We start from the raw sequence: 23,671 nt of genomic DNA, 5'->3' as shown, positions 1-23,671 counted from the left end.
CCGAGGCGTGGCTACGATGGGCCACCCGGTGGCCACACCGTCATCCGGCTCGACCTCGACGTACCAGGGACGGTCATGCTGAACAAGTACGCGCGTGCCTTCTTCACGCGTGTCCTCACCCCGTTCGCCACGCTGCTGCTGCGCCTGGGCGTGAGCCCCGATGTCGTCACCCTGATCGGTACGTGCGGAGTGACGGCGGGAGCCCTGGTCTTCTACCCGATGGGGGAGTTCTTCTGGGGCACCGTCGTCATCACGCTGTTCGTCTTCTCGGACATGCTCGACGGCAACATGGCGCGCCAGCTCGGCCGCTCCAGCCGCTGGGGCGCCTTCCTCGACTCGACGCTGGACCGGGTCGCGGACGCGGCCGTCTTCGGCGGGATCGCGCTGTGGTACGCGGGGCGCGGCGACGACCTGACGCTGTGCGCGGTGACGCTCTTCTGCCTGGCCAGCGGGCAGGTCGTCTCCTACACCAAGGCGCGCGGCGAGAGCATCGGGCTGCCGGTGAACGTCAACGGCCTGGTGGAGCGCTCGGAGCGGCTGGTGATCACGCTGGTCCTGGCGGGCTTCTCAGGCTTCGAGAAGTCCTTCGGCGTCCCCCGCATCGGGATCCTGCTGCCGATCGCCCTGTGGGTGGTGGCGGTCGGCAGCGCCGTCACCCTCGGCCAGCGGGTGGTGACGGTACGCCGGGAGGCGGCGGAGGTGGAGACGCAGGCCGAGGCCGAAGCCGGCCGGGCCTCCGGCACCCCCGGTGGCCCGGACGCCGTCGGGGCCTCCGGCAGCAGCTCCGGTGCGGAGGCCGAGGAGAAGGGGAGGACCGTGTGAGCGGTCAGGACCGGCCGGAGGCGCTGCGCGACCGGCTCACCGACTCGCTCTACGGGCTGGGCTGGGCCGGGGTCAAGAAGCTGCCCGAACCGGCCGCACAGGCGCTGGGCCGGAAGATCGCCGACGAGGCGTGGCGGCGCCGGGGCAAGGGCGTCGCCCAGTTGGAGGCCAACCTCGCCCGCGTCGTGCCCGGCGCCTCCGAGACCCACCTGCGACGGCTCTCGCACGCGGGCATGCGCTCCTACATGCGCTACTGGATGGAGTCCTTCCGGCTGCCCTCCTACAGCGAGCAGCAGCTTCTGCGCAGCGTCTCGGTGCAGGGGCTGCACCACCTGACCGACGGCCTGGCCGCCGGACGCGGCGTGATACTGGCGCTGCCCCACCTGGCCAACTGGGACCTGGCCGGAGCCTGGGCGGTCACCGCCGTGCGTACCCCCTTCACGACCGTCGCCGAGCGCCTCAAGCCCGAGAGCCTCTACGACCGGTTCGTCGCCTACCGGGAGAGCCTGGGCATGGAGGTGCTGCCGCACGGCGGCTCCACCGCGTTCGGCACCCTGGCCCGCCGGCTGCGCGCGGGGGGTCTCGTCTGCCTGGTGGCCGACCGCGACCTGTCCGCCACCGGCATCGAGGTCACCTTCTTCGGCGAGGCCGCGCGGATGCCGGCCGGACCGGCGCTGCTGGCCCAGCAGACCGGCGCCCTGCTGCTGCCCGTCACGCTCTGGTACGACGAGACCTCACCCGTGATGAACGCGCGGGTCCACGCCCCCGTCCCCCTGCCCGACATCGAGGGGCGCCGGGAGCGGGCGGCGGCCATGACGCAGACGTTGGCCGACACCTTCGCCGCGGGAATCGCCGCGCACCCGCAGGACTGGCACATGCTCCAGCGCTTCTGGCCCGCCGACCTGGAGTCCGCCGGGGCGGTGCGGACATGAAGGTCGGCGTCGTCTGCCCCTACTCGTGGGACGTGCCCGGGGGCGTCCAGTTCCACGTCCGGGACCTGGCCGAACACCTGACCGGGCTCGGGCACGAGGTGTCGGTCCTGGCGCCGTCGGACGACGAGACACCGCTGCCGCCGTACGTCGTCTCCGCGGGGCGCGCCGTGCCCGTCCCCTACAACGGTTCGGTGGCGCGGCTGAACTTCGGCTTCCTCTCCGCGGCCCGGGTACGACGCTGGGTGCACGACGGCGACTTCGACGTGCTGCACATCCACGAGCCGGCCACCCCCTCGCTGGCGCTGCTGGCCTGCTGGGCGGCGCAGGGGCCGATCGTCGCCACGTTCCACACCTCCAACCCGCGCTCGCGGGCCATGATCGCCGCGTACCCGATCCTGCAGCCGGCGCTGGAGAAGATCAGCGCGCGGATCGCCGTCAGCGAGTACGCCCGCCGCACCCTCGTCGAACATCTGGGCGGGGACGCGGTGACCATCCCCAACGGTGTGGACGTGGGCTTCTTCGCCGACACCGAGCCCGAACCCGCATGGCAGGGCGCGCCCGGCGCGCACACGATCGGGTTCATCGGCCGCATCGACGAGCCCCGCAAGGGGCTGCCCGTGCTGATGAAGGCGCTCCCGGCGATCCTCGAACAACTCCCCGGAACCCGGCTTCTGGTGGCGGGCCGGGGCGACGAGCAGGAGGCCGTCGCGGGCCTGCCGCAACACCTGCGAAAGCACGTCCGGTTCCTCGGCATGGTCAGCGACGAGGACAAGGCCCGCCTGCTGCGGAGCGTCGACCTGTACGTCGCGCCCAACACCGGCGGCGAGTCGTTCGGCATCATCCTGGTGGAGGCCATGTCCGCGGGGGCGCCGGTGCTCGCCAGCGACCTCGACGCCTTCGAGCAGGTGCTCGACGGGGGAGCGGCGGGCGAGCTGTTCCCCGTCGGAGACGCCGACACGCTCGCCGCCCGGGCCGTGCGCCTGCTCGGTGACCCCGAGCGCCGCGCCGACCTGCGCGGGGCGGGTACGCGGCACGTACGGCGGTTCGACTGGGCCACCGTCGGCGCCGACATCCTCTCCGTGTACGAGACGGTCACCGACGGTGCCGCCTCCGTCGCCCCCGACGAGCGCACCGGCCTGCGCGCCCGCTTCGGGCTCGCGCGGGACTGACCGGGCACCCCCAGGCCGCGGACCGAGAACAGAGGACCCGATACCCGAGATGCCGACCCTCTCCACCGTCATCTGGATCGTCGTCGCGCTGCTGCTCGTCGGCGTCTACCTGAGCTGGACCGCGGGGCGCCTGGACCGGCTGCACGCCCGGATCGACGCGGCCAAGGCAGCCCTCGACGCCGGCCTGCTGCGGCGCGCCTCCATCGCCCAGGAACTGGCCACGGCGGGCGTCCTGGACCCCGTCGCCTCCATGGTGCTCTACCAGGCGGCGCACGACGCCCGGCTGGCCGAGCAGGACCACCGCGAGGTCGCCGAGAGCGAGTTGAGCCAGGCACTGCGGGCCGTCTTCGCCGAGCGCGCCCAACTGGAGGCCGTCCGTGCTGCCCCTGGCGGGCAGGAGATCGCCCACGAACTGGGTGCGGCGGTCCGCAGGGTGCCCATGGCCCGCCGCTTCCACAACGACGCCGTACGGGCCGCGCGGGCGCTGCGCCGGCACCGGACGGTCCGCTGGCTGCGGCTGGCCGGCCACGCGCCGTTCCCCCTCGCTTTCGAGATGGACGACGAGCCGCCGCCGGTACTCGCCGACCGGGGCCACGGCGACGGGCCGGGCCGCGGCGACGGTGCCGGCCCCGGCAACGGGGACGACGGCGGCTCCGGCACCGACGACGACGGCGCCCCCGCCGACCCCGGTACCCCAGCGGGCACGCATGCCCCCGCAGAGCCCGAAGCCTCAGCAGGCAGGGGCGCTCCTGAAGCCCTCACGGACACCGGTGGCTCCGCAGCCTTCGAAGCTCTCGCGGAGGCCGGTGGCTCCGCAGATTCCGGCAGCCCCGCGACCTCTGAAGCTCTCACGGACACCGGTGGTTCCGCAGATTCCGGCGCCGCCGCAACCTCTGAAGCCCTCACAGGCACCGCCGACCCCGGCGCCCCTGGTGGCTCCACGCACACCGGTGTCGCCGCAGACACCGGTGTGCCGGAGGAGAGTGCGCCCGCGGAGGGCAATGACGGGCCCCCAGCCGGCACAGGCTCCGGACCCGGGAGCGACGGGCGGCGCGCCGACTCCGGGAGCGGCGGCCAGGCCGGGCCGGAGGACTGAGCGGATCGGCCCCCGAAGGGCGGGTCGGTCCGCAGCACCGAGCCAGGCCGTGCCGCAGGAGTGGGGCAGGTGCCCGGTGCCAAGGCCGGGTCGGGCCGCGGGACGGAGTGAGGCCGGGCCGGGCGGCACCAGCGCGCGGAACGGGCTGCGAAACGTACTGAGCCCGTAGGGGAGCCCCAGGTACCGGCGAGCCGAGGCGGTCCGGCCAGGCGCGCACCAGCAACGGACCGGTGAGCCGAGCCGGTCGAGCCAGGAGTGGTCGGGCCGGAACGGATCCGCGAGCCGAGCCGGTCGGCTCGAAGCGGACGGCCCGGGTCGCCGGGGGAAGCCGAGCCGGTCAGCCCGGGGTGGACGGCTCGAAGCGGACCGGAGGAAACCGAGCCGGTCAGCGCGCGGGGGCTCTTAGGGGGACCGGATCGGCGGGGGGTTCAGGCCACACAGGTGCGATTGGCTCTTTTCGCAGGTGACACGTGTCGGGGACAGTTGCTGACGGACCCGTTGAGGTCCGCGCACACCCTCTCAACTCCCTCATCGCCCCCTTCAGCGAGGTCGAACGTGACAACTCCGTCCACCACCGCAGCACCCTCGGCGTCCGCGGCGCCGCAGCCCGAGACCGGCACCGCTCGCGTCAAGCGGGGCATGGCCGAGCAGCTCAAGGGCGGCGTGATCATGGACGTCGTCACGCCGGAGCAGGCCAAGATCGCCGAGGACTCCGGCGCCGTCGCCGTCATGGCACTGGAGCGTGTCCCGGCCGACATCCGCAAGGACGGCGGCGTCGCCCGGATGTCCGACCCCGACATGATCGAGGGCATCATCGGCGCCGTCTCCGTCCCGGTGATGGCCAAGTCCCGCATCGGCCACCTCGTCGAGGCGCAGGTCCTCCAGGCGCTGGGAGTCGACTACATCGACGAGTCCGAGGTCCTCACCCCCGCGGACGAGGTCAACCACAGCGACAAGTTCGCCTTCACCACGCCCTTCGTCTGCGGGGCCACCAACCTCGGCGAGGCCCTGCGCCGGATCGCGGAGGGCGCGGCCATGATCCGCTCCAAGGGCGAGGCCGGGACCGGGAACGTCGTCGAGGCGGTCCGCCACATGCGCCAGATCAAGAACGAGATCGGCAGGCTGACCGTGCTGGACGACAACGAGCTCTACGCCGCCGCCAAGGAGCTGCGCGCCCCCTACGAGCTGGTCAAGGAGGTCGCGGCCGCGGGCAAGCTGCCCGTCGTCCTCTTCTCCGCGGGCGGCGTGGCCACCCCGGCGGACGCGGCGCTGATGCGGCAGCTCGGCGCGGAGGGCGTCTTCGTCGGCTCCGGCATCTTCAAGTCGGGCGACCCGGCCAAGCGCGCTGCCGCCATCGTGAAGGCCACCACCTTCTATGACGATCCCAAGATCGTCGCGGACGCCTCCCGCGGGCTGGGGGAGGCCATGGTCGGCATCAACTGCGACACCCTGCCGGAGAGCGAGCGCTACGCCGACCGCGGCTGGTGAGACCGGCCGTCCCGCTCTCCGTGCCCACACCGCCGCCCGAGAAGCGGCGCAGCCGGGCCCGGAGAGCGGCACCTGCCGTAACCCCTCCGCCGAAGCCGCCCGCCTGAGAAGGACCGCCCGAGAAGGACCGTGAGCGTCATGTCTGAGCCCACCATCGGAGTTCTCGCCCTCCAAGGCGACGTCCGCGAACACCTGGCCGCTCTCCGGGCGTCCGGCGCGGATCCCGTACAGGTGCGCCGCCCGCAGGAGCTGGACCAGGTGGCGGGGCTCGTGATCCCGGGTGGCGAGTCGACGACCATCAGCAAGCTCGCGGTGGCCTTCGGCCTCATGGACCGCCTCCGTGCGCGGGTGGCCGGAGGGATGCCCGCGTACGGCTCGTGCGCCGGCATGATCATGCTGGCGGACAAGATCCTGGACCCCCGCTCCGGACAGGAGACGGTCGGGGGCATCGACATGATCGTCCGCCGCAACGCCTTCGGGCGCCAGAACGAGTCCTTCGAGGCGTCCGTCGAGATGACGTCTGTCGAGGGCGGGCCCGTCGAGGGGGTGTTCATCCGCGCCCCCTGGGTGGAGTCCACCGGCGGGGCGGTCGAGACGCTGGCCTCTCACGAGGGGCACCCGGTGGCCGTCCGCCAGGGCAACCTCCTGGCCACCGCCTTCCACCCGGAGCTGACCGGCGACCAGCGGGTGCACGCGCTGTTCACCGGGATGGTGCGGTCCGCGACGGCCACGTCAGCAGTTTGAGCCGCTGACGGTAGGATCTCCGGGTCGAGAGAAGTTGGGACTGTGAAGGAGCGAGGCTGTGTCCGGCCACTCTAAGTGGGCAACCACCAAGCACAAGAAGGCCGTGATCGATGCCAAGCGCGGCAAGCTCTTCGCGAAGCTGATCAAGAACATCGAGGTCGCGGCCCGGATGGGCGGAGCCGACCCGGAGGGCAACCCCACCCTCTATGACGCCATCCAGAAGGCCAAGAAGCAGTCGGTTCCCAACAAGAACATCGACAGCGCGGTCAAGCGCGGCGCCGGCCTGGAGGCCGGTGGCGCGGACTACGAGACGATCATGTACGAGGGCTACGGTCCCAACGGTGTCGCCGTCCTGGTCGAGTGCCTGACGGACAACCGGAACCGGGCCGCCTCCGACGTGCGTGTCGCCATGACCCGCAACGGCGGGTCGATGGCAGACCCCGGATCGGTCTCCTACCTCTTCAACCGCAAGGGCGTCGTCATCGTCCCCAAGAACGGGCGCAGCGAGGACGACGTCCTCGGCGCCGTCCTGGAGGCGGGTGTCGAGGAGGTCAACGATCTCGGTGAGAACTTCGAGGTGATCAGCGAGGCGACCGACCTGGTCGCGGTGCGCACCGCGCTCGTCGACGCGGGGATCGACTACGACTCGGCCGAGGCCAGCTTCGTCCCCGACATGCAGGTCGAGCTGGACGAGGACGGCGCGCGGAAGATCTTCAAGCTGATCGACGCGCTCGACGACAGCGACGACGTGCAGAACGTTTTCGCCAACTTCGACGTCCCGGACGACGTGATGGCCAAGGTCGACGCGTAGGGCGCTGCCCGGCCTGCCGCGTGCGGGAGCCGACGATCGACGCACAGGGAGCGACGGCCCGGCGGAGGGTGTTCCGCCGGGCCGTCGGTCCCTGTGCGCGGTGCTGCGCCCGGTCGGATCGGGCGCAGCCCATGTCGGCGCCCCGGATGTCTGCACTCCCCGATAACCTGCGGGAACACGGATACGGACGGACACGGACCCGGGCGCGCGGACACACGCAGGACACAAGCGCAGGCAACGCGGGTCGGCCGGAACTCGGGGAAGGCTCGGGGAAGGGGACGGCGGTGCGCGTGCTGGGGGTCGACCCGGGGCTGACGCGTTGCGGTGTCGGCGTGGTCGAGGGTGTCGCGGGCCGGCCGCTCACGATGGCGGGGGTCGGAGTGATCCGCACGCCCACCGAGGCGGACGTCCCCGAACGCCTGGTGCTGATCGAGCGCGGGATGGACGAGTGGCTGGACGCCCACCGCCCCGAAGCGGTCGCGGTGGAGCGGGTGTTCAGCCAGCACAACGTACGCACCGTCATGGGAACCGCGCAGGCCAGCGCCGTCGCCATGCTGTGCGCGGCCCGACGTGGACTGCCCGTCGCGCTGCACACCCCCAGCGAGGTCAAGGCCGCCGTCACCGGTTCGGGACGCGCGGAGAAGGCGCAGGTCGGTGCGATGGTGACGCGAGTGCTGCGACTTGCGGCACCGCCGAGGCCGGCCGATGCAGCGGACGCCCTGGCGCTGGCCATCTGCCATATCTGGCGCGGCCCCGCGCACGGCCGGCTCCAGCAGGCTCTCGCCGCGCAGCAGGCGCGTGGCGCCCGCCAGTCCGCCGCGCAGCAGTCCGCCGCCCGGCAGGCGGCGGCCACCTACCGTACGCAGCACAGGAAAGGCACCACGCGATGATCGCGTTCGTCTCGGGACCCGTCGCCGCGCTCGGCCCCGGTTCCGCCGTGGTCGAGGTCGGGGGAGTCGGTATGGCGCTCCAGTGCACGCCCGGCACGCTGGCGGGCCTGCGGGTGGGCGAGCCCGCCCGGCTGGCGACCTCGCTGGTCGTACGCGAGGACTCGCTGACCCTCTACGGCTTCGCCGAGGACGACGAACGACAGGTCTTCGAACTGCTGCAGACCGCCAGCGGGGTGGGGCCGCGGCTGGCGCAGGCCATGCTGGCGGTGCACAGCCCCGACGCGCTGCGCCTCGCCGTGGCCGGCGGGGACGAGAAGGCGCTGACGGCCGTGCCCGGCATCGGCAAGAAGGGTGCGCAGAAGCTGCTGCTGGAGCTGAAGGACCGGCTCGGCGAACCGCTGGGCACGGTGCCGGCCTCGCGGACGGCCGCAGGCTCGGCCGCACCCGGCTGGAAGGAACAACTCCACGCGGCCCTGGTCGGGTTGGGGTACGCCACGCGCGAGGCGGACGACGCGGTGACGGCCGTGGCACCGCAGGCCGAGGCGGATGGGGGATCACCCGATGTGGGGGTTCTGCTCAAGTCCGCGCTGCAGTCGCTGAACCGGGCCAGGTGAGGCCGTGACCTCCGAGGACAGGCTGGTCGACGCGCAGGTCGACAGCGAGGAGCAGGCCGTCGAAGCCGCCCTGCGCCCCAAGCAGTTGGGCGAGTTCATCGGGCAGCCCAAGGTGCGCGAGCAGCTCGACCTGGTGCTGCGGGCCGCACGCGCGCGCGGCGGCACCGCCGACCACGTGCTCCTCTCCGGTGCACCGGGGCTCGGCAAGACCACGCTCTCCATGATCATCGCCGCCGAGATGGGCGCCCCGATCCGCATCACCTCCGGCCCGGCCATCCAGCACGCGGGGGACCTGGCGGCGATCCTCTCCTCCCTCCAGGAGGGCGAGGTGCTCTTCCTGGACGAGATCCACCGGATGTCCCGCCCGGCCGAGGAGATGCTCTACATGGCCATGGAGGACTTCCGCGTCGACGTGGTCGTCGGCAAGGGCCCTGGCGCCACGGCCATCCCCCTGGAGCTGCCGCCCTTCACGCTCGTCGGGGCCACCACCCGCGCCGGCCTGCTGCCGCCCCCGTTGCGTGACCGCTTCGGCTTCACCGCGCACATGGAGTTCTACGAGCCGGCGGAACTGGAGCAGGTGGTGCACCGCTCGGCGGAGCTGCTGGAGGTCAGCACGGACGCCGAGGGCGCGGTCGAGATCGCCGGACGCTCCCGGGGCACGCCACGCATCGCCAACCGCCTGTTGCGCAGGGTCAGGGACTACGCACAGGTCAAGGCGGACGGTGTCATCACCCGGGAGATCGCCGCCGCCGCCCTGAAGGTCTACGAGGTGGACGAGCGCGGCCTCGACCGGCTCGACCGCGCGGTGCTCGGCTCCCTGCTGAAGCTGTTCGGCGGCGGCCCTGTCGGGCTGTCCACGTTGGCCGTCGCGGTCGGCGAGGAGCGTGAGACAGTGGAAGAAGTGGCCGAGCCGTTCCTCGTACGCGAGGGACTGCTGGCCCGGACGCCTCGTGGTCGCGTCGCCACCCCCGCCGCATGGGCTCACCTGGGGCTCACCCCGCCCCAGCAGGCCTCGCGGGGGACTTCCGGAGCACCTGGACAGCAGGACCTGTTCGGAGGGTGACGGCGCGCGCACTCGCCGGGCCGGGAACCTCGGTGCCATGCTTGACGTTGTTCCCTCGGCGAAGGCTCGCTTAGACTCCGCCGATGCCCTCCCTTTGCGGAGGCTGCCCACCCCGAATACCCCCAGGCCGCTGAGACGCGGCCATGCGAAGGAATATCTTCCGCCGTGGATCCTATTGCTCTGCTCCCGTTCATCGTGATCATCGGGGCCATGTTCCTGATGACCCGCTCCGCCAAGAAGAAGCAGCGTCAGGCCGCGCAGATGCGTGACCAGATGCAGCCCGGCACGGGCATCCGGACCATCGGGGGCATGTACGCCGTCGTCAAGGAGATCCGGGAGGACACCGTCCTCGTCGAGATCGAGCCGGGTACGCACGCGTTGTTCGCCAAGAACGCGATCGGTGCCGTCCTCTCCGACGAGGAGTTCGACCGCATCACCGGCGGCTCGGAGGGCGAGGAGTTCGATGTCGACGCGGTGGTCCCCGATGACGCCTCCTCGCTGACCGGAAGCACCGAGCACACCGAGCAGGAGGACACCCCCTCCGACGCGAAGCTGGACCTCGCCAAGAAGGACGCCGAGGACGTCAAGGACGCCGAGGACGTCAAGGACGCCGAGGACGCCAAGGACGCCAAGGGCGAGGCGCGCGCCGTCGAGCCGTCCGAGAAGGCGAAGGCGGACGCGGCCAAGGCCGACACCGCCGAGGCCAAGGACGGCAAGCGGGACGAAGACGCCGACTCCAAGTAAGGTCAGCGCCGCCGGGCCCATGGCACCTCTCCGGCCGGGGGCCGGAGCAACCTCTCCGCCGATCGGCGGGAGGCCGGGTCCGGCGGCGTAGCACGTCCACAGACCACTTCGCGCGCCGCTGTGCCGCGCCCGACCGAACTCGCGGGGCGGCACGGGCGGTTGGACAGGGAGAGACGAGAAGGTGGCAGCACCGAAGAGGGGCCGTAAGGCCTCCGGCGCGACGGGGAGGCCATGGCGCTCCCTAGTGCTCATTCTGCTGGTCATGGCTGGGCTGGTCGGGGGGATGTTCCTCTCCGGCCACAAGTCTCCGCGGCTGGGTATCGACCTCGCCGGCGGTACCAGCATCACGCTTGAGGCCAAGAACCAGCCCGGCAAGGCCGACGCGATCAACAAGACCAACATGGACACCGCTGTCGGCATCATCGAGCAGCGTGTCAACGGTCTGGGTGTGTCGGAGGCCGAGGTTCAGACCCAGGGCGACCGGCACATCATCGTCAACATCCCCAAGGGCACCAACTCCAAGCAGGCGCGCGAGCAGGTGGGCACCACCGCGCAGCTCTCCTTCCGCCCGGTGCTGACGCTGGCCCAGGTCGGCAAGGGCAAGCAGCCGCAGCCGAACCCGTCCGGGCCCGGCAGCAACTCGGACAAGGGCTCGGACAAGGGGTCCGGCCAGAACGCCGAGAAGGGCTCAGACGACAAGAGCGGCAAGGGCGGTCAGGGCGCCGACAAGGGCTCCGACAGCGGCAACGGGCAGGGCCAGCAGGGCCGCGCCGTCACCGAGGGCCTGACGGCCAAGGCGGCCCCGTCGGAGCCGACTCCCACCCCCGACGAGTCGGGCGGCAAGAAGACCCCGCAGCCCTCGACGCCGCCTCAGCAGCCCCAGCAGCCCGGCGTCCCGGCCGCGCTGGCCAAGAAGCTGAACGCGCTGGACTGCGGCAACAAGAAGGCCCGCGCCAAGGCCAGCGAGAAGGCCGCGAACGCCAAGAGCTCCGAGCCGATCGTCGCCTGTGACGCCAAGGAGCCGGTCAAGTACGCGCTCGGCCCGACCGCCGTCCCCGGCAAGAACGTCAGCAAGGCCAAGGCGGTCTTCGACCAGCAGAACAGCCAGTGGAAAGTCACCATGTCGTTCAACGACAAGGGGTCCGACCAGTTCGGTGACATCACAGGCAAGCTGTCGAAGCAGCAGCAGCCCCAGAACCAGTTCGCCATCGCCCTGGACGGCCAGGTCCAGTCCGCCCCCACCGTGCGGGAGAGGCTGACCGGCAGCGCGGAGATCTCGGGCAGCTTCACCCAGGAGTCCGCCGAGGAACTGGGCAACATCCTCTCCTACGGTGCCCTGCCGCTCTCCTTCGAGGAGTCGGACGTCACCACCGTCACGGCCGCGCTGGGCAGCGACCAGCTCACGGCCGGTCTGATCGCGGGCGCCATCGGCCTCGCCCTGGTGATCGTCTACCTGGTCGCCTACTACCGGGGTCTGTCCTTCATCGCGATCCTGAGCCTGTTCGTCTCCGCGGTCCTGACCTACTCGATCATGACGCTGCTGGGGCCGGCGATGGGCTTCGCACTCAACCTGCCGGCGGTGTGCGGTGCCATCGTCGCCATCGGCATCACGGCCGACTCGTTCATCGTCTACTTCGAACGCATCAGAGACGAGGTGCGGGAGGGCCGTACGCTGCGGCCCGCGGTGCAGCGTGCCTGGCCGCGCGCCCGGCGCACCATCCTCGTCTCCGACTTCGTGTCCTTCCTCGCCGCCGCGGTGCTGTTCATCGTGACGGTCGGCAAGGTGCAGGGCTTCGCGTTCACGCTGGGCCTGACCACGGCGCTCGACGTCGTCGTGGTCTTCTTCTTCACCAAGCCGATCATGACGTTGCTCGCCCGCCGGAAGTTCTTCTCCTCCGGGCACCCCTGGTCCGGCCTCGACCCCAAGCGGCTCGGAGCCCGACCACCTCTGCGGCGCGGCCGGCGCACCGCCAGCACCGACACGAAGGAGGCCTGAGATGTCCCGTCTCGGTAGTCTCGGCGCCCGGCTCTACCGCGGTGAGGTCGGCTACGACTTCGTCGGTCATCGTAAGATCTGGTACAGCGTCTCGATCCTGATCACGATCACGGCCATCGTCGGGCTCGTCGTCCGCGGCCTCCACATGGGCATCGAGTTCCAGGGCGGTGCCGTCTTCACCACGCCCAGAACCACCGCCTCGGTCCAGCAGACCACCGACGCCGCGGAGCGGGTCTCCGGCCACCAGGCCATCGTCCAGGCGCTCGGCGGTGGCGCGAAGCGCATCCAGATCGCCGAGGTCGACACCAAGACCTCCACCAAGGTCAAGGAGAAGCTCGCCGACGAGCTCAAGGTCGACTCCGACAAGGTCGACGCCCAGCTCGTCGGGCCGAGCTGGGGTGAGCAGATCGCCAACAAGGCGTGGCAGGGCCTGGGGATCTTCATGGTCCTGGTGGTGATCTATCTCGCCATCGCCTTCGAGTGGCGGATGGCGCTGGCAGCACTGATCGCGCTCATCCACGACCTCACCATCACGGTCGGTGTCTACTCACTGGTCGGGTTCGAGGTCACGCCAGGCACCGTGATCGGTCTGCTGACGATTCTCGGTTACTCGCTCTACGACACGGTCGTCGTCTTCGACGGTCTACGGGAGAGCAGCAAGAACGTCACCAAGCAGACCAAGTTCACCTACCGGGAGATCGCCAACCGCAGCATCAACGGCACGCTGGTGCGCTCCATCAACACCACGGTGGTCGCGCTGCTGCCGGTGGCGGGCCTGCTGTTCATCGGCGGCGGCATGCTCGGCGGCGGCATGCTCAACGACATCGCGCTCTCCCTGTTCGTCGGCCTGGCCGCCGGTGCCTACTCCTCGATCTTCATCGCCACGCCGCTGGTCGCCGACCTCAAGGCGCGGACGCCCGAGATGAAGGCTCTGTCCCGGCGGGTGCACACCAAGCGCCGCAAGGCGGCGGAGCGCGAGGGGCACGAAGAGGACGACGAGCCGCAGGACGCGCAGCCCGACGAGGACGACGGTGCGGAGTCCTCGCAGGCCGGGCGGGGCCGCCCGGCCGCCGCGGTCGGAGGGCAGCGGCGGCAGCCCCCCAACCGGGGCCGCGGGCGGGGCAGGCCGTCCGGGAAGCGCAGGTGAGCCCGGTGAGCGCCATGGACTCCGCCACCCCGCCAATCTCCGCCGACGTGCAGAAGCTGCTCGCCGACCGGATCCACGACGTGCCGGACTACCCCAAGCCCGGGGTGATGTTCAAGGACATCACCCCGCTGCTCGCGGACGCGGAGGCCTTCTCCGTGCTCACCGACGTGCTGGCCGGGATCGCCGGCCGGCACCGGGCCACGAAGATCGTCGGCCTGGAGGCGCGCGGCTTCATCCTCGGCGCTCCCGTGGCGGTGCGGGCAGGTGTCGGGTTCGTGCCCGTCCGCAAGGCCGGCAAGCTCCCCGGAGCCACGCTCACCCAGGGGTACGACCTGGAGTACGGCAGCGCCCGGATCGAGGTGCACGCCGAAGGGCTTGCCGAGGGCGACCGGGTGCTGGTGATCGACGACGTGCTGGCCACCGGCGGCACGGCGGAGGCCTCCGTCGAGCTCCTGCGCCGCACCGGCGCCGAGGTCGTGGGCCTGGCCGTGCTGCTGGAGCTGGGTTTCCTCGGTGGCCGGGACAGGGTCGAGCGGGCCCTGGCCGGCGCCCCGCTGGACGCCCTGCTCGCCGTCTGAGCGGCGCCGCCCCGGCCCCAGCGGCACAAGGCGGCCCCCCGATACGTTCCCCCTGGAGCGTCCCGGCACAGCCGGGCAGGGTGGCCGCCGTCCGCCCGACGGTCCCTCCTCCGGGGGAGCCCGGGCGGCCGGGGTGGCTACCATGGCAGTCCGACCCGGGGTCCACCGAGGAGTGCTCTTGCCAGACGAGGCCCAGCAGCTCACCGCCGCACAGCGCAGGGAGGCGGAGGCCGCCGGCGAGGCAGCGCAGCGCCGGCGGAACGGCACCGCTGCCGACGGCGCGCTGCCCGCGAAGAGCGAGGGCACCGGCCGTTCCCGCGCCGCCGGCGCCGCCGAGCAGGGCGGCACGTCGCAGGGCGCTCCCGGGCGTGACGGCAAGGGCCCCGAGGACGGCGCCACGGACCGTGTGGCGCCCGCGCGCGCCGTCTCCGGGGTTTCGGGCCGCTCCGGATCCTCCAACCGCGTACGGGCGCGTCTGGCGCGCCTGGGGGTGCAGCGCTCCAGCCCGTTCAACCCGGTCCTGGAACCGCTGCTGCGGATAGTCCGGAGCAACGATCCCAAGATCGAGTCCACGACCCTGCGCCAGATCGAGCGCGCCTACCAGGTCGCGGAGCGCTGGCACCGCGGCCAGAAGCGCAAGAGCGGCGACCCGTACATCACCCACCCACTGGCCGTCACCACGATCCTGGCCGAGCTCGGCATGGACCCGGCCACCCTGATGGCCGGTCTGCTGCACGACACCGTCGAGGACACCGAGTACGGCCTCGACACCCTCCGCCGCGACTTCGGCGATCAGGTGGCCCTCCTCGTCGACGGCGTCACCAAGCTGGACAAGGTCAAGTTCGGCGAGGCCGCGCAGGCCGAGACGGTGCGCAAGATGGTCGTGGCCATGGCCAAGGACCCGCGCGTCCTGGTCATCAAGCTCGCCGACCGGCTGCACAACATGCGCACGATGCGCTACCTCAAGCGGTCCAAGCAGGAGCAGAAGGCGCGCGAGACGCTGGAGATCTTCGCACCGCTCGCCCACCGGCTGGGCATGAACACCATCAAGTGGGAGCTGGAGGACCTCGCCTTCGCGATCCTCTACCCGAAGATGTACGACGAGATCGTGCGGCTGGTCGCCGAGCGGGCGCCCAAGCGGGACGAGTACCTCGCCCTGGTCACCGACGAGGTCCAGGCCGACCTGCGCGCGGCCCGCATCAAGGCCACCGTCACCGGGCGGCCCAAGCACTACTACAGCGTCTACCAGAAGATGATCGTCCGCGGCCGGGACTTCGCGGAGATCTACGACCTGGTGGGTATCCGCGTCCTGGTGGACACCGTGCGTGACTGCTACGCCGCGCTGGGCACCGTGCACGCCCGCTGGAACCCGGTTCCGGGGCGGTTCAAGGACTACATCGCGATGCCCAAGTTCAACATGTACCAGTCGCTGCACACCACGGTCATCGGGCCCGGCGGCAAGCCCGTGGAGCTGCAGATCCGCACCTTCGACATGCACCGCCGCGCCGAGTACGGCATCGCCGCGCACTGGAAGTACAAGCAGCAGGCCGTCGCCGGCGCCTCCAAGGTGCGCACCGACGCGGCCAAGGGCGGCGGCAAGGGCGGCGCGGGCGACGACACCATCAACGACATGTCGTGGCTGCGCCAGCTGCTCGACTGGCAGAAGGAGACCGAGGACCCCGGCGAGTTCCTGGAGTCGCTGCGCTTCGACCTCTCCCGCAACGAGACCTTCGTCTTCACCCCCAAGGGCGACGTCATAGCGCTGCCGGCCGGGGCCACGCCCGTGGACTTCGCGTACGCCGTGCACACCGAGGTCGGCCACCGCACCATCGGTGCGCGGGTCAACGGGCGCCTGGTGTCGCTGGAGTCGACCCTGGACAACGGCGACACGGTGGAGGTCTTCACCTCCAAGGCCTCCGGGGCCGGCCCCTCCCGGGACTGGCTCAACTTCGTCAAGTCGCCCCGCGCCCGCAACAAGATCCGTGCCTGGTTCACCAAGGAGCGCCGCGACGAGGCCATCGAGCAGGGCAAGGACGCCATAGCGCGGGCGATGCGCAAGCAGAACCTGCCCATCCAGCGGATCCTCACCGGTGACTCGCTGGTCACCCTCGCGCACGAGATGCGCTACCCCGACATCTCCGCGCTCTACGCGGCGATCGGCGAGGGCCACGTCTCGGCGCAGAACATCTGCCACAAGCTCGTGCAGGCGCTCGGCGGGGAGGACGAGGCCAAGGAGGACATCGCCGAGACGGCGCCGCCGATGCCGGCGCGCTCCTCCCGCCGCCGGTCCAGCGCCGATCCGGGCGTCGTCGTCAAGGGCGCCGGATCGGAGGTGTGGGTCAAGCTGGCCCGCTGCTGCACGCCCGTGCCGGGCGATCCCATCATCGGGTTCGTCACCCGCGGCAACGGCGTCTCGGTGCACCGCACGGACTGCGTCAACGTCGACTCCCTCACCCAGGAGCCGGAGCGCATCCTGGACGTCGAGTGGGCGCCCACCCAGTCGTCCGTCTTCCTGGTCGCCATCCAGGTCGAGGCACTGGACCGTTCCCGCCTGCTGTCCGACGTCACCCGCGTGCTGTCCGACCAGCACGTCAACATCCTGTCGGCGGCTGTGCAGACCTCCCGGGACCGGGTCGCGGTCTCCCGGTTCACCTTCGAGATGGGCGACCCCAAGCACCTGGGACATGTGCTGAAGGCTGTGCGCGGCGTGGAGGGCGTGTACGACGTGTACCGGGTCACCAGCGCGCGGCGCCCCCAGTAACGGCGCTCCGCGGGCAGGCCTCCTGTCCCGGGCGCCGGATGCGCACCGTCATGTCCTGTCCGCCGTGACGGTGCGAGCACTTCACGCACCGGCCTCGCCGCGGCGGCAGGCGGCCACCGCGGCGAGGGTCCGCAGCACATGCGGGTGCGGCCAAAGGCTGCACCCGTGAGGGTCAGCCGCCGAATTCCTGGAGGCCCTTGAGGGCCTGGTCCAGGAGGGCCTGGCGGCCTTCCAGTTCGCGCTCCAGCTTGGCCGCCTTGGCGGTGTTCCCCGCCGCACGGGCCTGCTCGATCTGCGCCCGCAACTTGTCGACGGCGTCCTGGAGCTGCCCCGTCAGCCCGGCGGCGCGTGCCCGCGCCTCCGGGTTGCTGCGGCGCCACTCGGCTTCCTCCGCCTCCTGGACGGCCCGCTCCACCGCGTGCATCCGGCCCTCGATGCGGGGCCGGGCGTCACGCGGGACGTGACCGACGGCGTCCCAGCGCTCGTTGATCCCGCGGAAGGCGCTCCGCGCGGCCTTCAGGTCCGTGACGGGCAGCAGCTTCTCCGCCTCGGCGGCCAGCTCCTCCTTCTTCGCGAGGTTCTCGCGCTGTTCGCTGTCGCGCTCGGCGAAGACCTCGGCGCGGGCCTGGAAGAAGATGTCCTGGGCACCGCGGAACCGCGCCCACAGGTCGTCCTCGTGCTCCCGCTGCGCCCGCCCCGCGGCCTTCCAGTCCTGCATGAGGTCGCGGTACCTGGCGGCGGTGGGGCCCCAGTCCCGCGAGGCGGAGAGCGACTCGGCCTCGGACACCAGCTTCTCCTTGCGCCGCCGCGCCTCTTCCCGCTGCGCGTCGAGCTGCGCGAAGTGGGCCTTGCGGCGCTTGGAGAACGCCGAGCGGGCGTGCGAGAAGCGGTGCCACAGCTCGTCGTCGCTCCTGCGATCCAGCCTCGGCAGGCCCTTCCAGGTGCCCACCAGCGCCCGCAGCCGTTCCCCGGCGGCCCGCCACTGGTCGCTCTCGGCGAGCTGTTCGGCCTCGGCGACGAGCTCCTCCTTGGCGCGGCGCGCCTCTTCGGACTGCTCGGCCTTGCGGACCTTGCGCTCCTCGCGGCGCGCCTCGACCGTCTCGACCAGCTTGTCGAGGCGGGTCCGCAGGGCGTCGAGGTCGCCCACGGCGTGGTGGGCGTCGACCTGCTCACGCAGGTGCTCGATGGCCGTCGCAGCGTCCTTCGCCGACAGGTCGGTGGTCTTCACCCGGCGCTCAAGCAGATCGATCTCCACGACCAGACCGTCGTACTTGCGCTTGAAGTAGGCGAGGGCTTCGTCGGGCGAGCCCGCCTGCCACGACCCGGCGACCTTCTCGCCGTCCGCCGTACGCACGTACACAGTCCCCGCGTCGTCGACGCGGCCCCACGGGTCGCTGCTCACAGCGCCTCCTCCACAAGATGCCCGGGAGGGGCGTTGTGGCCCCCCGGCATCGTCCACGGTTCTCGTCACAGCCAACATAGGCGACCGGCGCCCGCGCTGTCCGCATCCGGCGAGCGGCTAATTGCCGGTCCCGGACGGGGGGAACGCGGGCGGCGACGAGCAGTTGGTCAGGACTTACGGACCGTAGCCTTGTCGATCACCACGGTGGCGTTCGGCGGCCCGTCGCCCGGGCGGCCGCTCATGCCCTGGCCCACCCCGGCCTTGGTGATCTTCTTCAGGACCTTCGTGCCGGAGCCGGAGATCTTGCCGAACGGGGTGTAGTTCGGCGGCAGCTTGCTGTCCTTGTAGACGAGGAAGAACTGGCTGCCGCCGGTGTCCGGGCCGCTGTTGGCCATCGCGACCGTGCCCGCCGGGTAGGTGGCGCCCTTGAGGTTCTCGTCCTTGAGCTGGTAGCCGGGGCCGCCGTCGCCGCGTCCCGTCGGGTCGCCGCACTGGAGGACGTAGAGCCCCTGCTGCTGGGTCATCCGGTGGCAGGGGGAGTGGTCGAGGAACTTCTCGTCCGCCAGGAACTGGAAGGAGTTGACCGTGTGCGGCGCCTTCGCGGCGTCCATCTCGACGGGGATGTCGCCGCAGGTCGTCTTCAGATCCATGGTGTAGGTGGCGGACTTGTCCACCTTCATGGCCGGTTCCTTCTTCCACTTCTTGGTGCTGGGCTTGCCCTTGGCCGGCTTGTCGCAGGGGTCGGGCGCCTTGCTGGGCGATGCCGAGGGCTTGTCGGCCGCCGAGTTGTCGGAATCCTTCTTCTTGTCTCCGTTCAGCCCGCCGGTGGCGGCGTACGCCCCGCCCGCGGCGAGGACTATCACCACTGCGATCGCTATCGTGGCGTTGCGGATACGGGCCCTGCGGCGGGCCGTCTCCTTGCGCTCGAGATACCGCTCGTACTTCTCCCGGGCGAGCTGCTTCCTGCGCTGCTCACTGCTGACCACGGTCTCGTCTCCTTCGAGGCGTCGCACCTGCGGGGTTTCACGTACCGTATACGTCCCCCCTGTGGGTGGCTCCGCCCTCTTGCCGGTTCGTCCGGTGTGCGCCCGGGGGTTCGTCCCAGGTGTGGCTTATGAGCCCCCGCCGACGCCTCGCGGCGGGCCCGGCGGGTGCCTTGCGGGTTCGCCCGGCAGGCACGGGCGCCGGTAGGCTGGCAGCCGCCTGACCGGCGAAGAGCCAGCCGCGCGCTCGGCTGCTTCGCCGTTGTCGCCCGCTGTCGGACTAATGAAGGACGATCGTGCTCGTTGCCGGGTTCCCTGCCGGGGCCTGGGGGACCAACTGTTATCTGGTCGCCCCCGCCGCCGGTGCGGAGTGCGTGATCATCGATCCGGGCCACCAGGCCGCGGACGGTGTCGCGGAAGCCGTCGCCAAGCACCGGCTCAAGCCGGTCGCGGTACTGCTCACCCACGGGCACATCGACCATGTCGCCTCTGTCGTCCCCGTCTGCGGTGCGCACGGCGTGCCCGCCTGGATCCACCCCGCCGACCGCTACATGATGAGCGACCCGGAGAAGGGGATCGGCCGGATCATCGGCCAGCCCCTCATGGGCGAGCTGACCGTGGGCGAGCCGGACGACGTCCAGGAGCTGACGGAGGGTGCCACGCTCGACCTGGCGGGACTCTCCTTCGGCGTCGCCCACGCGCCCGGCCATACCAAGGGGTCGGTGACCTTCCGGATGCCCGAACAGGCGGACGTACCGCCGGTCTTCTTCTCGGGCGACCTGTTGTTCCCCGGCTCCATCGGACGCACCGACATGCCCGGTGGCGACCCGGTCGAGATCCTCCACTCCCTGGCGCGCGTGTGCCTGCCCCTGGAGGACGAGACCGTGGTCCTGCCCGGACACATGCACCAGACGACCATCGGCCGTGAACGCGCCACCAACCCCTTCCTGCGACAGGTGGCCGAGCAGGGCCCGGGAGACGGCCGACCGAGCACCGCCTCCCCGCGACGAGGATTGTGACGAGAAGCGACGTGAGCACCTTCAAGGCCCCCAGGGGCACCTACGATCTGCTGCCGCCCGGCTCCGCGACGTACCTCGCCGTGCGCGAGGCGATCTCCGCGCCGCTGCGCAGGGCCGGATACGGCTATGTGGAGACGCCCGGGTTCGAGCAGGTCGAGCTGTTCGCGCGCGGTGTCGGCGAGTCCACCGACATCGTGACGAAGGAGATGTACACCCTCACCACCAAGGGCGGCGACGAGCTGGCCCTGCGCCCGGAGGGCACCGCCTCGGTGCTGCGGGCCGCGCTCCAGTCCAGCCTGCACAAGGCCGGCAACCTCCCGGTGAAGCTGTGGTACTCGGGCTCCTACTACCGCTACGAGCGTCCGCAGAAGGGGCGGTACCGCCACTTCTCGCAGGTGGGCGCCGAGGCGGTCGGCACCGAGGACCCGACGCTGGACGCCGAGCTGGTCGTCCTGGCCCACGACGCCTACCGCTCGCTGGGTCTGAGCGGCTTCCGGCTGCTGCTCAACTCCTTGGGCGACCGCACCTGCCGCCCCGTCTACCGGGCCGCGCTCCAGGACTTCCTGCGCGGCCTCGACCTGGACGAGGAGACCCGTGCCCGTGTCGAGATCAACCCGCTGCGGGTGCTCGACGACAAGCGGGACGGCGTCCAGCGCCAGTTGGCGGGGGCTCCGATGATGCGCGACCACCTGTGCGAGGAGTGCAAGGCCTTCCACGAGGAGGTGCGCTCGCTGCTGACGGAGTCCGGCGTTCCCTTCGAGGACGATCCGCGGCTGGTGCGTGGACTCGACTACTACACGCGTACCACTTTCGAGTTCGTTCACGACGGGCTCGGCTCCCAGTCCGCCATCGGCGGAGGCGGTCGCTACGACGGACTGTCCGAGATGATCGGCGGGCCCGCGCTGCCGTCCGTCGGCTGGGCCCTGGGCGTGGACCGCACCGTCCTGGCGCTGGAGGCCGAAGGGGCGGAGCTGGAACTGCCCGCGCCCACCCAACTGTTCGCCGTGCCGATCGGCGACGACGCGAGGCGGCACCTGTTCCGCCTGGTCACCGAGTTGCGCAGGGAGGGCGTGGCGGCGGATCTCGCTTACGGCGGCAAGGGCATGAAGAACGCCATGAAGTCCGCCGACCGGTCCGGGGCCCGGTTCGCGCTGCTGCTCGGCGAGCGGGATCTGGCCGAGGGCGTGGCCCAGCTCAAGGACCTCGCCAGCGGTGAGCAGACCGCCCTGCCGCTCGATCGCGTGGTGGCCCAGGTACGCGACAAGCTGCGGTGACCGCACAGCGAGTTGGGGCAGAATGAGCCCGGCACCGGCTATGACCAGATGACGGGACGAGAAGGCTATGACGATGACGGCACCCCCCGGTGAGACGCATGTGACCGCGGACGCACCGAAGGGGGGTGCCGTCGGCGCGAGTCGGGCGTTCGGCTGGATGCTGATCGTCACGGGTGCCGCCGGTCTGCTGGCGGCATGGGTCATCACGCTGGACAAGTTCAAGCTCCTGGAGGACAAGAGCTTCAAGCCGGCGTGCAGCATCAACCCGGTCATCGCCTGCGGCAACATCATGCAGAGCGACCAGGCCGCCGCCTTCGGCGCCCCCAACCCCATGATCGGGCTGGTGGCCTACGGCATCGTCGTCTGTGTCGGGGTCTCCCTTCTTGCCCGCGTCACCTTCCCGCGCTGGTACTGGCTCACGTTCAACGCCGGCTGCCTCTTCGGCGTCGGCTTCGTGACGTGGCTGCAGTACCAGTCGCTGTACGTGATCGGCAACCTCTGCCTGTGGTGCTGCCTGGCGTGGGTGATCACCATCGTCATGTTCTGGTACGTGACCGCGCACAACCTCCGGAGCGGCTTCCTGCCCGCGCCCGCGGGGGTGCGCGACTTCGCAGGGGAGTTCCCCTGGGTGGTGCCGGTGCTGCACATCGGCGTGATCGGCGTCCTGGTCCTCACACGCTGGTGGGACTTCTGGACGCGCTGAGGCGTCGGGCCCGGAGCCGGGGCGCGGCGGCGCGGTTGTCGGTGGGCTGACTTAGGGTTTCCCGTTGTGGAGCCCGATCTTTTCACCGCAGCAGCAGAGGACCGTCAGGCCAAGGACCCCTCCGCCAGCCCCCTCGCCGTGCGGATGCGTCCGCGCACCCTGGACGAGGTCGTGGGCCAGCAGCACCTGCTGCGCCCCGGCTCGCCCCTGCGCCGTCTGGTGGGGGAGGGCGGCGGCGGCCCGGCCGGGTCCTCGTCGGTGATGCTGTGGGGCCCGCCGGGCACCGGCAAGACGACGCTGGCGTACGTCGTCAGCCAGGCCACCGACAAGCGGTTCGTGGAGCTGTCGGCGATCACCGCCGGGGTCAAGGAGGTGCGGAGCGTCATCGACGGAGCCCGCCGCTCCGCCGGGGCCTACGGCAAGGAGACGGTTCTCTTCCTCGACGAGATCCACCGCTTCAGCAAGGCCCAGCAGGACTCCCTGCTGCCTGCCGTGGAGAACCGCTGGGTCACCCTGATCGCCGCCACCACGGAGAACCCCTACTTCTCGGTGATCTCGCCGCTGCTCTCGCGTTCCCTGCTGCTGACGCTGGAGCCGCTGACCGACGACGACATCCGGGGCCTGCTGCGCCGCGCTGTCGCCGACGAGCGGGGCCTGGACGACCGGGTGACCCTGCCGCAGGACTCCGAGGACCATCTGCTGCGCATCGCGGGGGGCGACGCCCGGCGCGCGCTGACGGCGCTGGAGGCCGGCGCGGGCGCGGCGCTGGCCAAGGGCGAGTCCGCCATCGCGCTGTCCACCGTCGAGGAGGCCGTCGACCGCGCCGCCGTCAAGTACGACCGCGCGGGCGACCAGCACTACGATGTGGCCAGCGCGCTGATCAAGTCGATCCGTGGCTCGGACGTGGACGCGGCGCTGCACTACCTCGCGCGCATGATCGAGGCGGGGGAGGATCCGCGCTTCATCGCGCGGCGCCTGATGATCTCCGCGAGCGAGGACATCGGCCTCGCCGATCCGACGGCGCTGTCCACGGCGGTGGCCGCCGCCCAGGCAGTGGCCATGATCGGTTTCCCCGAGGCGCGGATCACCCTCAGCCAGGCCACGGTGGCGCTGGCACTGGCGCCCAAGTCCAACGCCGTCTACCTCGCCGTCGACGCCGCCCTCGCCGACGTGCGGGCAGGGCATGCGGGTCCGGTCCCGTCCCATCTGCGCGACAGCCACTACAAAGGGGCCCAGAAGCTGGGACACGGCAAGGACTACCAGTATCCGCACGACCTCCCCGGCGGCATCGCCGCCCAGCAGTACGCGCCCGACGAGGTGCACGGCAAGCGCTACTACGAGCCGACCCGCTACGGCGCGGAGGCCCGGTACGCGGACGTGGCCGAGCGTGTCCGGGCCCGGCTGCGCGGGGAGGGCGAGTAGCGGCAGATCCCGG

At 71.3% G+C, this 23,671-nt stretch carries 20 protein-coding genes and 1 pseudogene; 19 read left to right on the top strand and 2 right to left on the bottom strand.

The window, feature by feature from the left end; translation table 11 throughout:
• The first annotated feature begins 75 nt into the window (after positions 1 to 75).
• The 15 genes and pseudogenes from pgsA to H297_RS0111145 all read left to right on the top strand — a co-directional run bounded on the left by pgsA (position 76) and on the right by H297_RS0111145 (position 16,855).
• Positions 76 to 822, top strand: a complete 747-nt coding sequence (gene pgsA, locus H297_RS0111215) for a phosphatidylinositol phosphate synthase (RefSeq protein ID WP_027737119.1) — start codon at positions 76 to 78, stop codon at positions 820 to 822.
• Positions 819 to 1,754 (top strand): phosphatidylinositol mannoside acyltransferase, encoded by a 936-nt coding sequence (locus tag H297_RS0111210; protein ID WP_051351748.1) that lies wholly within the window; start codon positions 819 to 821, stop codon positions 1,752 to 1,754. The genes pgsA and H297_RS0111210 overlap by 4 nt, the downstream gene beginning before the upstream one ends.
• Positions 1,751 to 2,923, top strand: a complete 1,173-nt coding sequence (locus tag H297_RS0111205; RefSeq protein ID WP_027737117.1) for a glycosyltransferase family 4 protein — start codon at positions 1,751 to 1,753, stop codon at positions 2,921 to 2,923. The genes H297_RS0111210 and H297_RS0111205 overlap by 4 nt, the downstream gene beginning before the upstream one ends.
• 49 nt (positions 2,924 to 2,972) lie before the next feature.
• Positions 2,973 to 3,512, top strand: a pseudogene (locus tag H297_RS35835) (LemA family protein); the annotation flags it as partial.
• 1,062 nt (positions 3,513 to 4,574) lie between these two features.
• A complete protein-coding gene (pdxS, locus tag H297_RS0111195) occupies positions 4,575 to 5,507 on the top strand; it encodes a pyridoxal 5'-phosphate synthase lyase subunit PdxS (RefSeq protein WP_027737116.1) in 933 nt (310 codons plus the stop codon).
• 138 nt (positions 5,508 to 5,645) lie between these two features.
• Positions 5,646 to 6,251, top strand: coding sequence for a pyridoxal 5'-phosphate synthase glutaminase subunit PdxT (gene pdxT, locus H297_RS0111190; protein WP_027737115.1), 606 nt, complete (start codon positions 5,646 to 5,648; stop codon positions 6,249 to 6,251).
• A 58-nt stretch (positions 6,252 to 6,309) separates the two neighbouring features.
• Complete coding sequence (locus tag H297_RS0111185) at positions 6,310 to 7,062, top strand: YebC/PmpR family DNA-binding transcriptional regulator (RefSeq protein ID WP_027737114.1); 753 nt, start codon at positions 6,310 to 6,312, stop codon at positions 7,060 to 7,062.
• Positions 7,063 to 7,346: 284 nt separating this feature from the next.
• Positions 7,347 to 7,952 carry a crossover junction endodeoxyribonuclease RuvC gene (ruvC, locus tag H297_RS35830; RefSeq protein WP_078513918.1) on the top strand — a complete coding sequence of 202 codons (606 nt, stop codon included), beginning with the start codon at positions 7,347 to 7,349 and terminating at the stop codon, positions 7,950 to 7,952.
• A complete protein-coding gene (gene ruvA / locus H297_RS0111175) occupies positions 7,949 to 8,566 on the top strand; it encodes a Holliday junction branch migration protein RuvA (RefSeq protein ID WP_027737113.1) in 618 nt (205 codons plus the stop codon). Before ruvC ends, ruvA begins: the two co-directional genes overlap by 4 nt.
• A gap of 4 nt (positions 8,567 to 8,570) precedes the next feature.
• Positions 8,571 to 9,629, top strand: a complete 1,059-nt coding sequence (gene ruvB, locus H297_RS0111170) for a Holliday junction branch migration DNA helicase RuvB (protein ID WP_027737112.1) — start codon at positions 8,571 to 8,573, stop codon at positions 9,627 to 9,629.
• A 165-nt stretch (positions 9,630 to 9,794) separates the two neighbouring features.
• On the top strand, positions 9,795 to 10,373 hold the full coding sequence (gene yajC, locus H297_RS0111165) for a preprotein translocase subunit YajC (RefSeq protein ID WP_027737111.1): 579 nt from the start codon (positions 9,795 to 9,797) through the stop codon (positions 10,371 to 10,373).
• Positions 10,374 to 10,554: 181 nt separating this feature from the next.
• Positions 10,555 to 12,369 carry a protein translocase subunit SecD gene (secD, locus tag H297_RS0111160; protein ID WP_027737110.1) on the top strand — a complete coding sequence of 605 codons (1,815 nt, stop codon included), beginning with the start codon at positions 10,555 to 10,557 and terminating at the stop codon, positions 12,367 to 12,369.
• A 1-nt stretch (position 12,370) separates the two neighbouring features.
• Positions 12,371 to 13,516 (top strand): protein translocase subunit SecF, encoded by a 1,146-nt coding sequence (secF, locus tag H297_RS0111155; protein ID WP_027737109.1) that lies wholly within the window; start codon positions 12,371 to 12,373, stop codon positions 13,514 to 13,516.
• 14 nt (positions 13,517 to 13,530) lie between these two features.
• Positions 13,531 to 14,094 carry an adenine phosphoribosyltransferase gene (locus H297_RS0111150; protein WP_027737108.1) on the top strand — a complete coding sequence of 188 codons (564 nt, stop codon included), beginning with the start codon at positions 13,531 to 13,533 and terminating at the stop codon, positions 14,092 to 14,094.
• A gap of 178 nt (positions 14,095 to 14,272) precedes the next feature.
• On the top strand, positions 14,273 to 16,855 hold the full coding sequence (locus H297_RS0111145; protein WP_027737107.1) for a RelA/SpoT family protein: 2,583 nt from the start codon (positions 14,273 to 14,275) through the stop codon (positions 16,853 to 16,855).
• A 172-nt stretch (positions 16,856 to 17,027) separates the two neighbouring features.
• Here H297_RS0111145 and H297_RS0111140 read toward each other — a convergent pair whose 3' ends face one another.
• The gene (locus tag H297_RS0111140) at positions 17,028 to 18,257 is read right to left on the bottom strand and encodes a DUF349 domain-containing protein (RefSeq protein WP_027737106.1); all 1,230 of its coding nucleotides are present in this window, start codon (positions 18,255 to 18,257) and stop codon (positions 17,028 to 17,030) included.
• Between the two features lie 167 nt (positions 18,258 to 18,424).
• A complete protein-coding gene (locus tag H297_RS0111135) occupies positions 18,425 to 19,243 on the bottom strand; it encodes a peptidylprolyl isomerase (RefSeq protein ID WP_027737105.1) in 819 nt (272 codons plus the stop codon).
• 293 nt (positions 19,244 to 19,536) lie between these two features.
• Between H297_RS0111135 and H297_RS0111130 the strand changes: the two genes are divergently transcribed.
• From H297_RS0111130 to H297_RS0111115, 4 genes are all read left to right on the top strand, one after another.
• Positions 19,537 to 20,259 carry an MBL fold metallo-hydrolase gene (locus H297_RS0111130; RefSeq protein ID WP_027737104.1) on the top strand — a complete coding sequence of 241 codons (723 nt, stop codon included), beginning with the start codon at positions 19,537 to 19,539 and terminating at the stop codon, positions 20,257 to 20,259.
• An 11-nt stretch (positions 20,260 to 20,270) separates the two neighbouring features.
• The gene (gene hisS / locus H297_RS0111125; protein WP_027737103.1) at positions 20,271 to 21,533 is read left to right on the top strand and encodes a histidine--tRNA ligase; all 1,263 of its coding nucleotides are present in this window, start codon (positions 20,271 to 20,273) and stop codon (positions 21,531 to 21,533) included.
• A gap of 73 nt (positions 21,534 to 21,606) precedes the next feature.
• Positions 21,607 to 22,236: a vitamin K epoxide reductase family protein gene (locus H297_RS0111120; RefSeq protein ID WP_486589477.1), complete on the top strand. Its 630-nt coding sequence runs from the start codon at positions 21,607 to 21,609 to the stop codon at positions 22,234 to 22,236.
• Positions 22,237 to 22,302: 66 nt separating this feature from the next.
• Positions 22,303 to 23,658, top strand: a complete 1,356-nt coding sequence (locus H297_RS0111115) for a replication-associated recombination protein A (RefSeq protein WP_027737101.1) — start codon at positions 22,303 to 22,305, stop codon at positions 23,656 to 23,658.
• Positions 23,659 to 23,671 lie beyond the last annotated feature (13 nt).

The organism is Streptomyces sp. CNT360, from assembly GCF_000424785.1.
This window is presented reverse-complemented; position numbering and strand designations above follow the sequence as displayed.

Excerpts from the sequence above, each read along its gene's own strand:
- pgsA (WP_027737119.1), top strand. The coding sequence starts at position 76 with ATGCTGAACAAGTACGCGCGTGCCTTCTTCACGCGTGTCCTCACCCCG.
- H297_RS0111205 (WP_027737117.1), top strand. The coding sequence starts at position 1,751 with ATGAAGGTCGGCGTCGTCTGCCCCTACTCGTGGGACGTGCCCGGGGGC.
- pdxT (WP_027737115.1), top strand. The coding sequence starts at position 5,646 with ATGTCTGAGCCCACCATCGGAGTTCTCGCCCTCCAAGGCGACGTCCGC.
- ruvA (WP_027737113.1), top strand. The coding sequence starts at position 7,949 with ATGATCGCGTTCGTCTCGGGACCCGTCGCCGCGCTCGGCCCCGGTTCC.
- secF (WP_027737109.1), top strand. The coding sequence starts at position 12,371 with ATGTCCCGTCTCGGTAGTCTCGGCGCCCGGCTCTACCGCGGTGAGGTC.
- H297_RS0111150 (WP_027737108.1), top strand. The coding sequence starts at position 13,531 with ATGGACTCCGCCACCCCGCCAATCTCCGCCGACGTGCAGAAGCTGCTC.
- H297_RS0111120 (WP_486589477.1), top strand. The coding sequence starts at position 21,607 with ATGACGGCACCCCCCGGTGAGACGCATGTGACCGCGGACGCACCGAAG.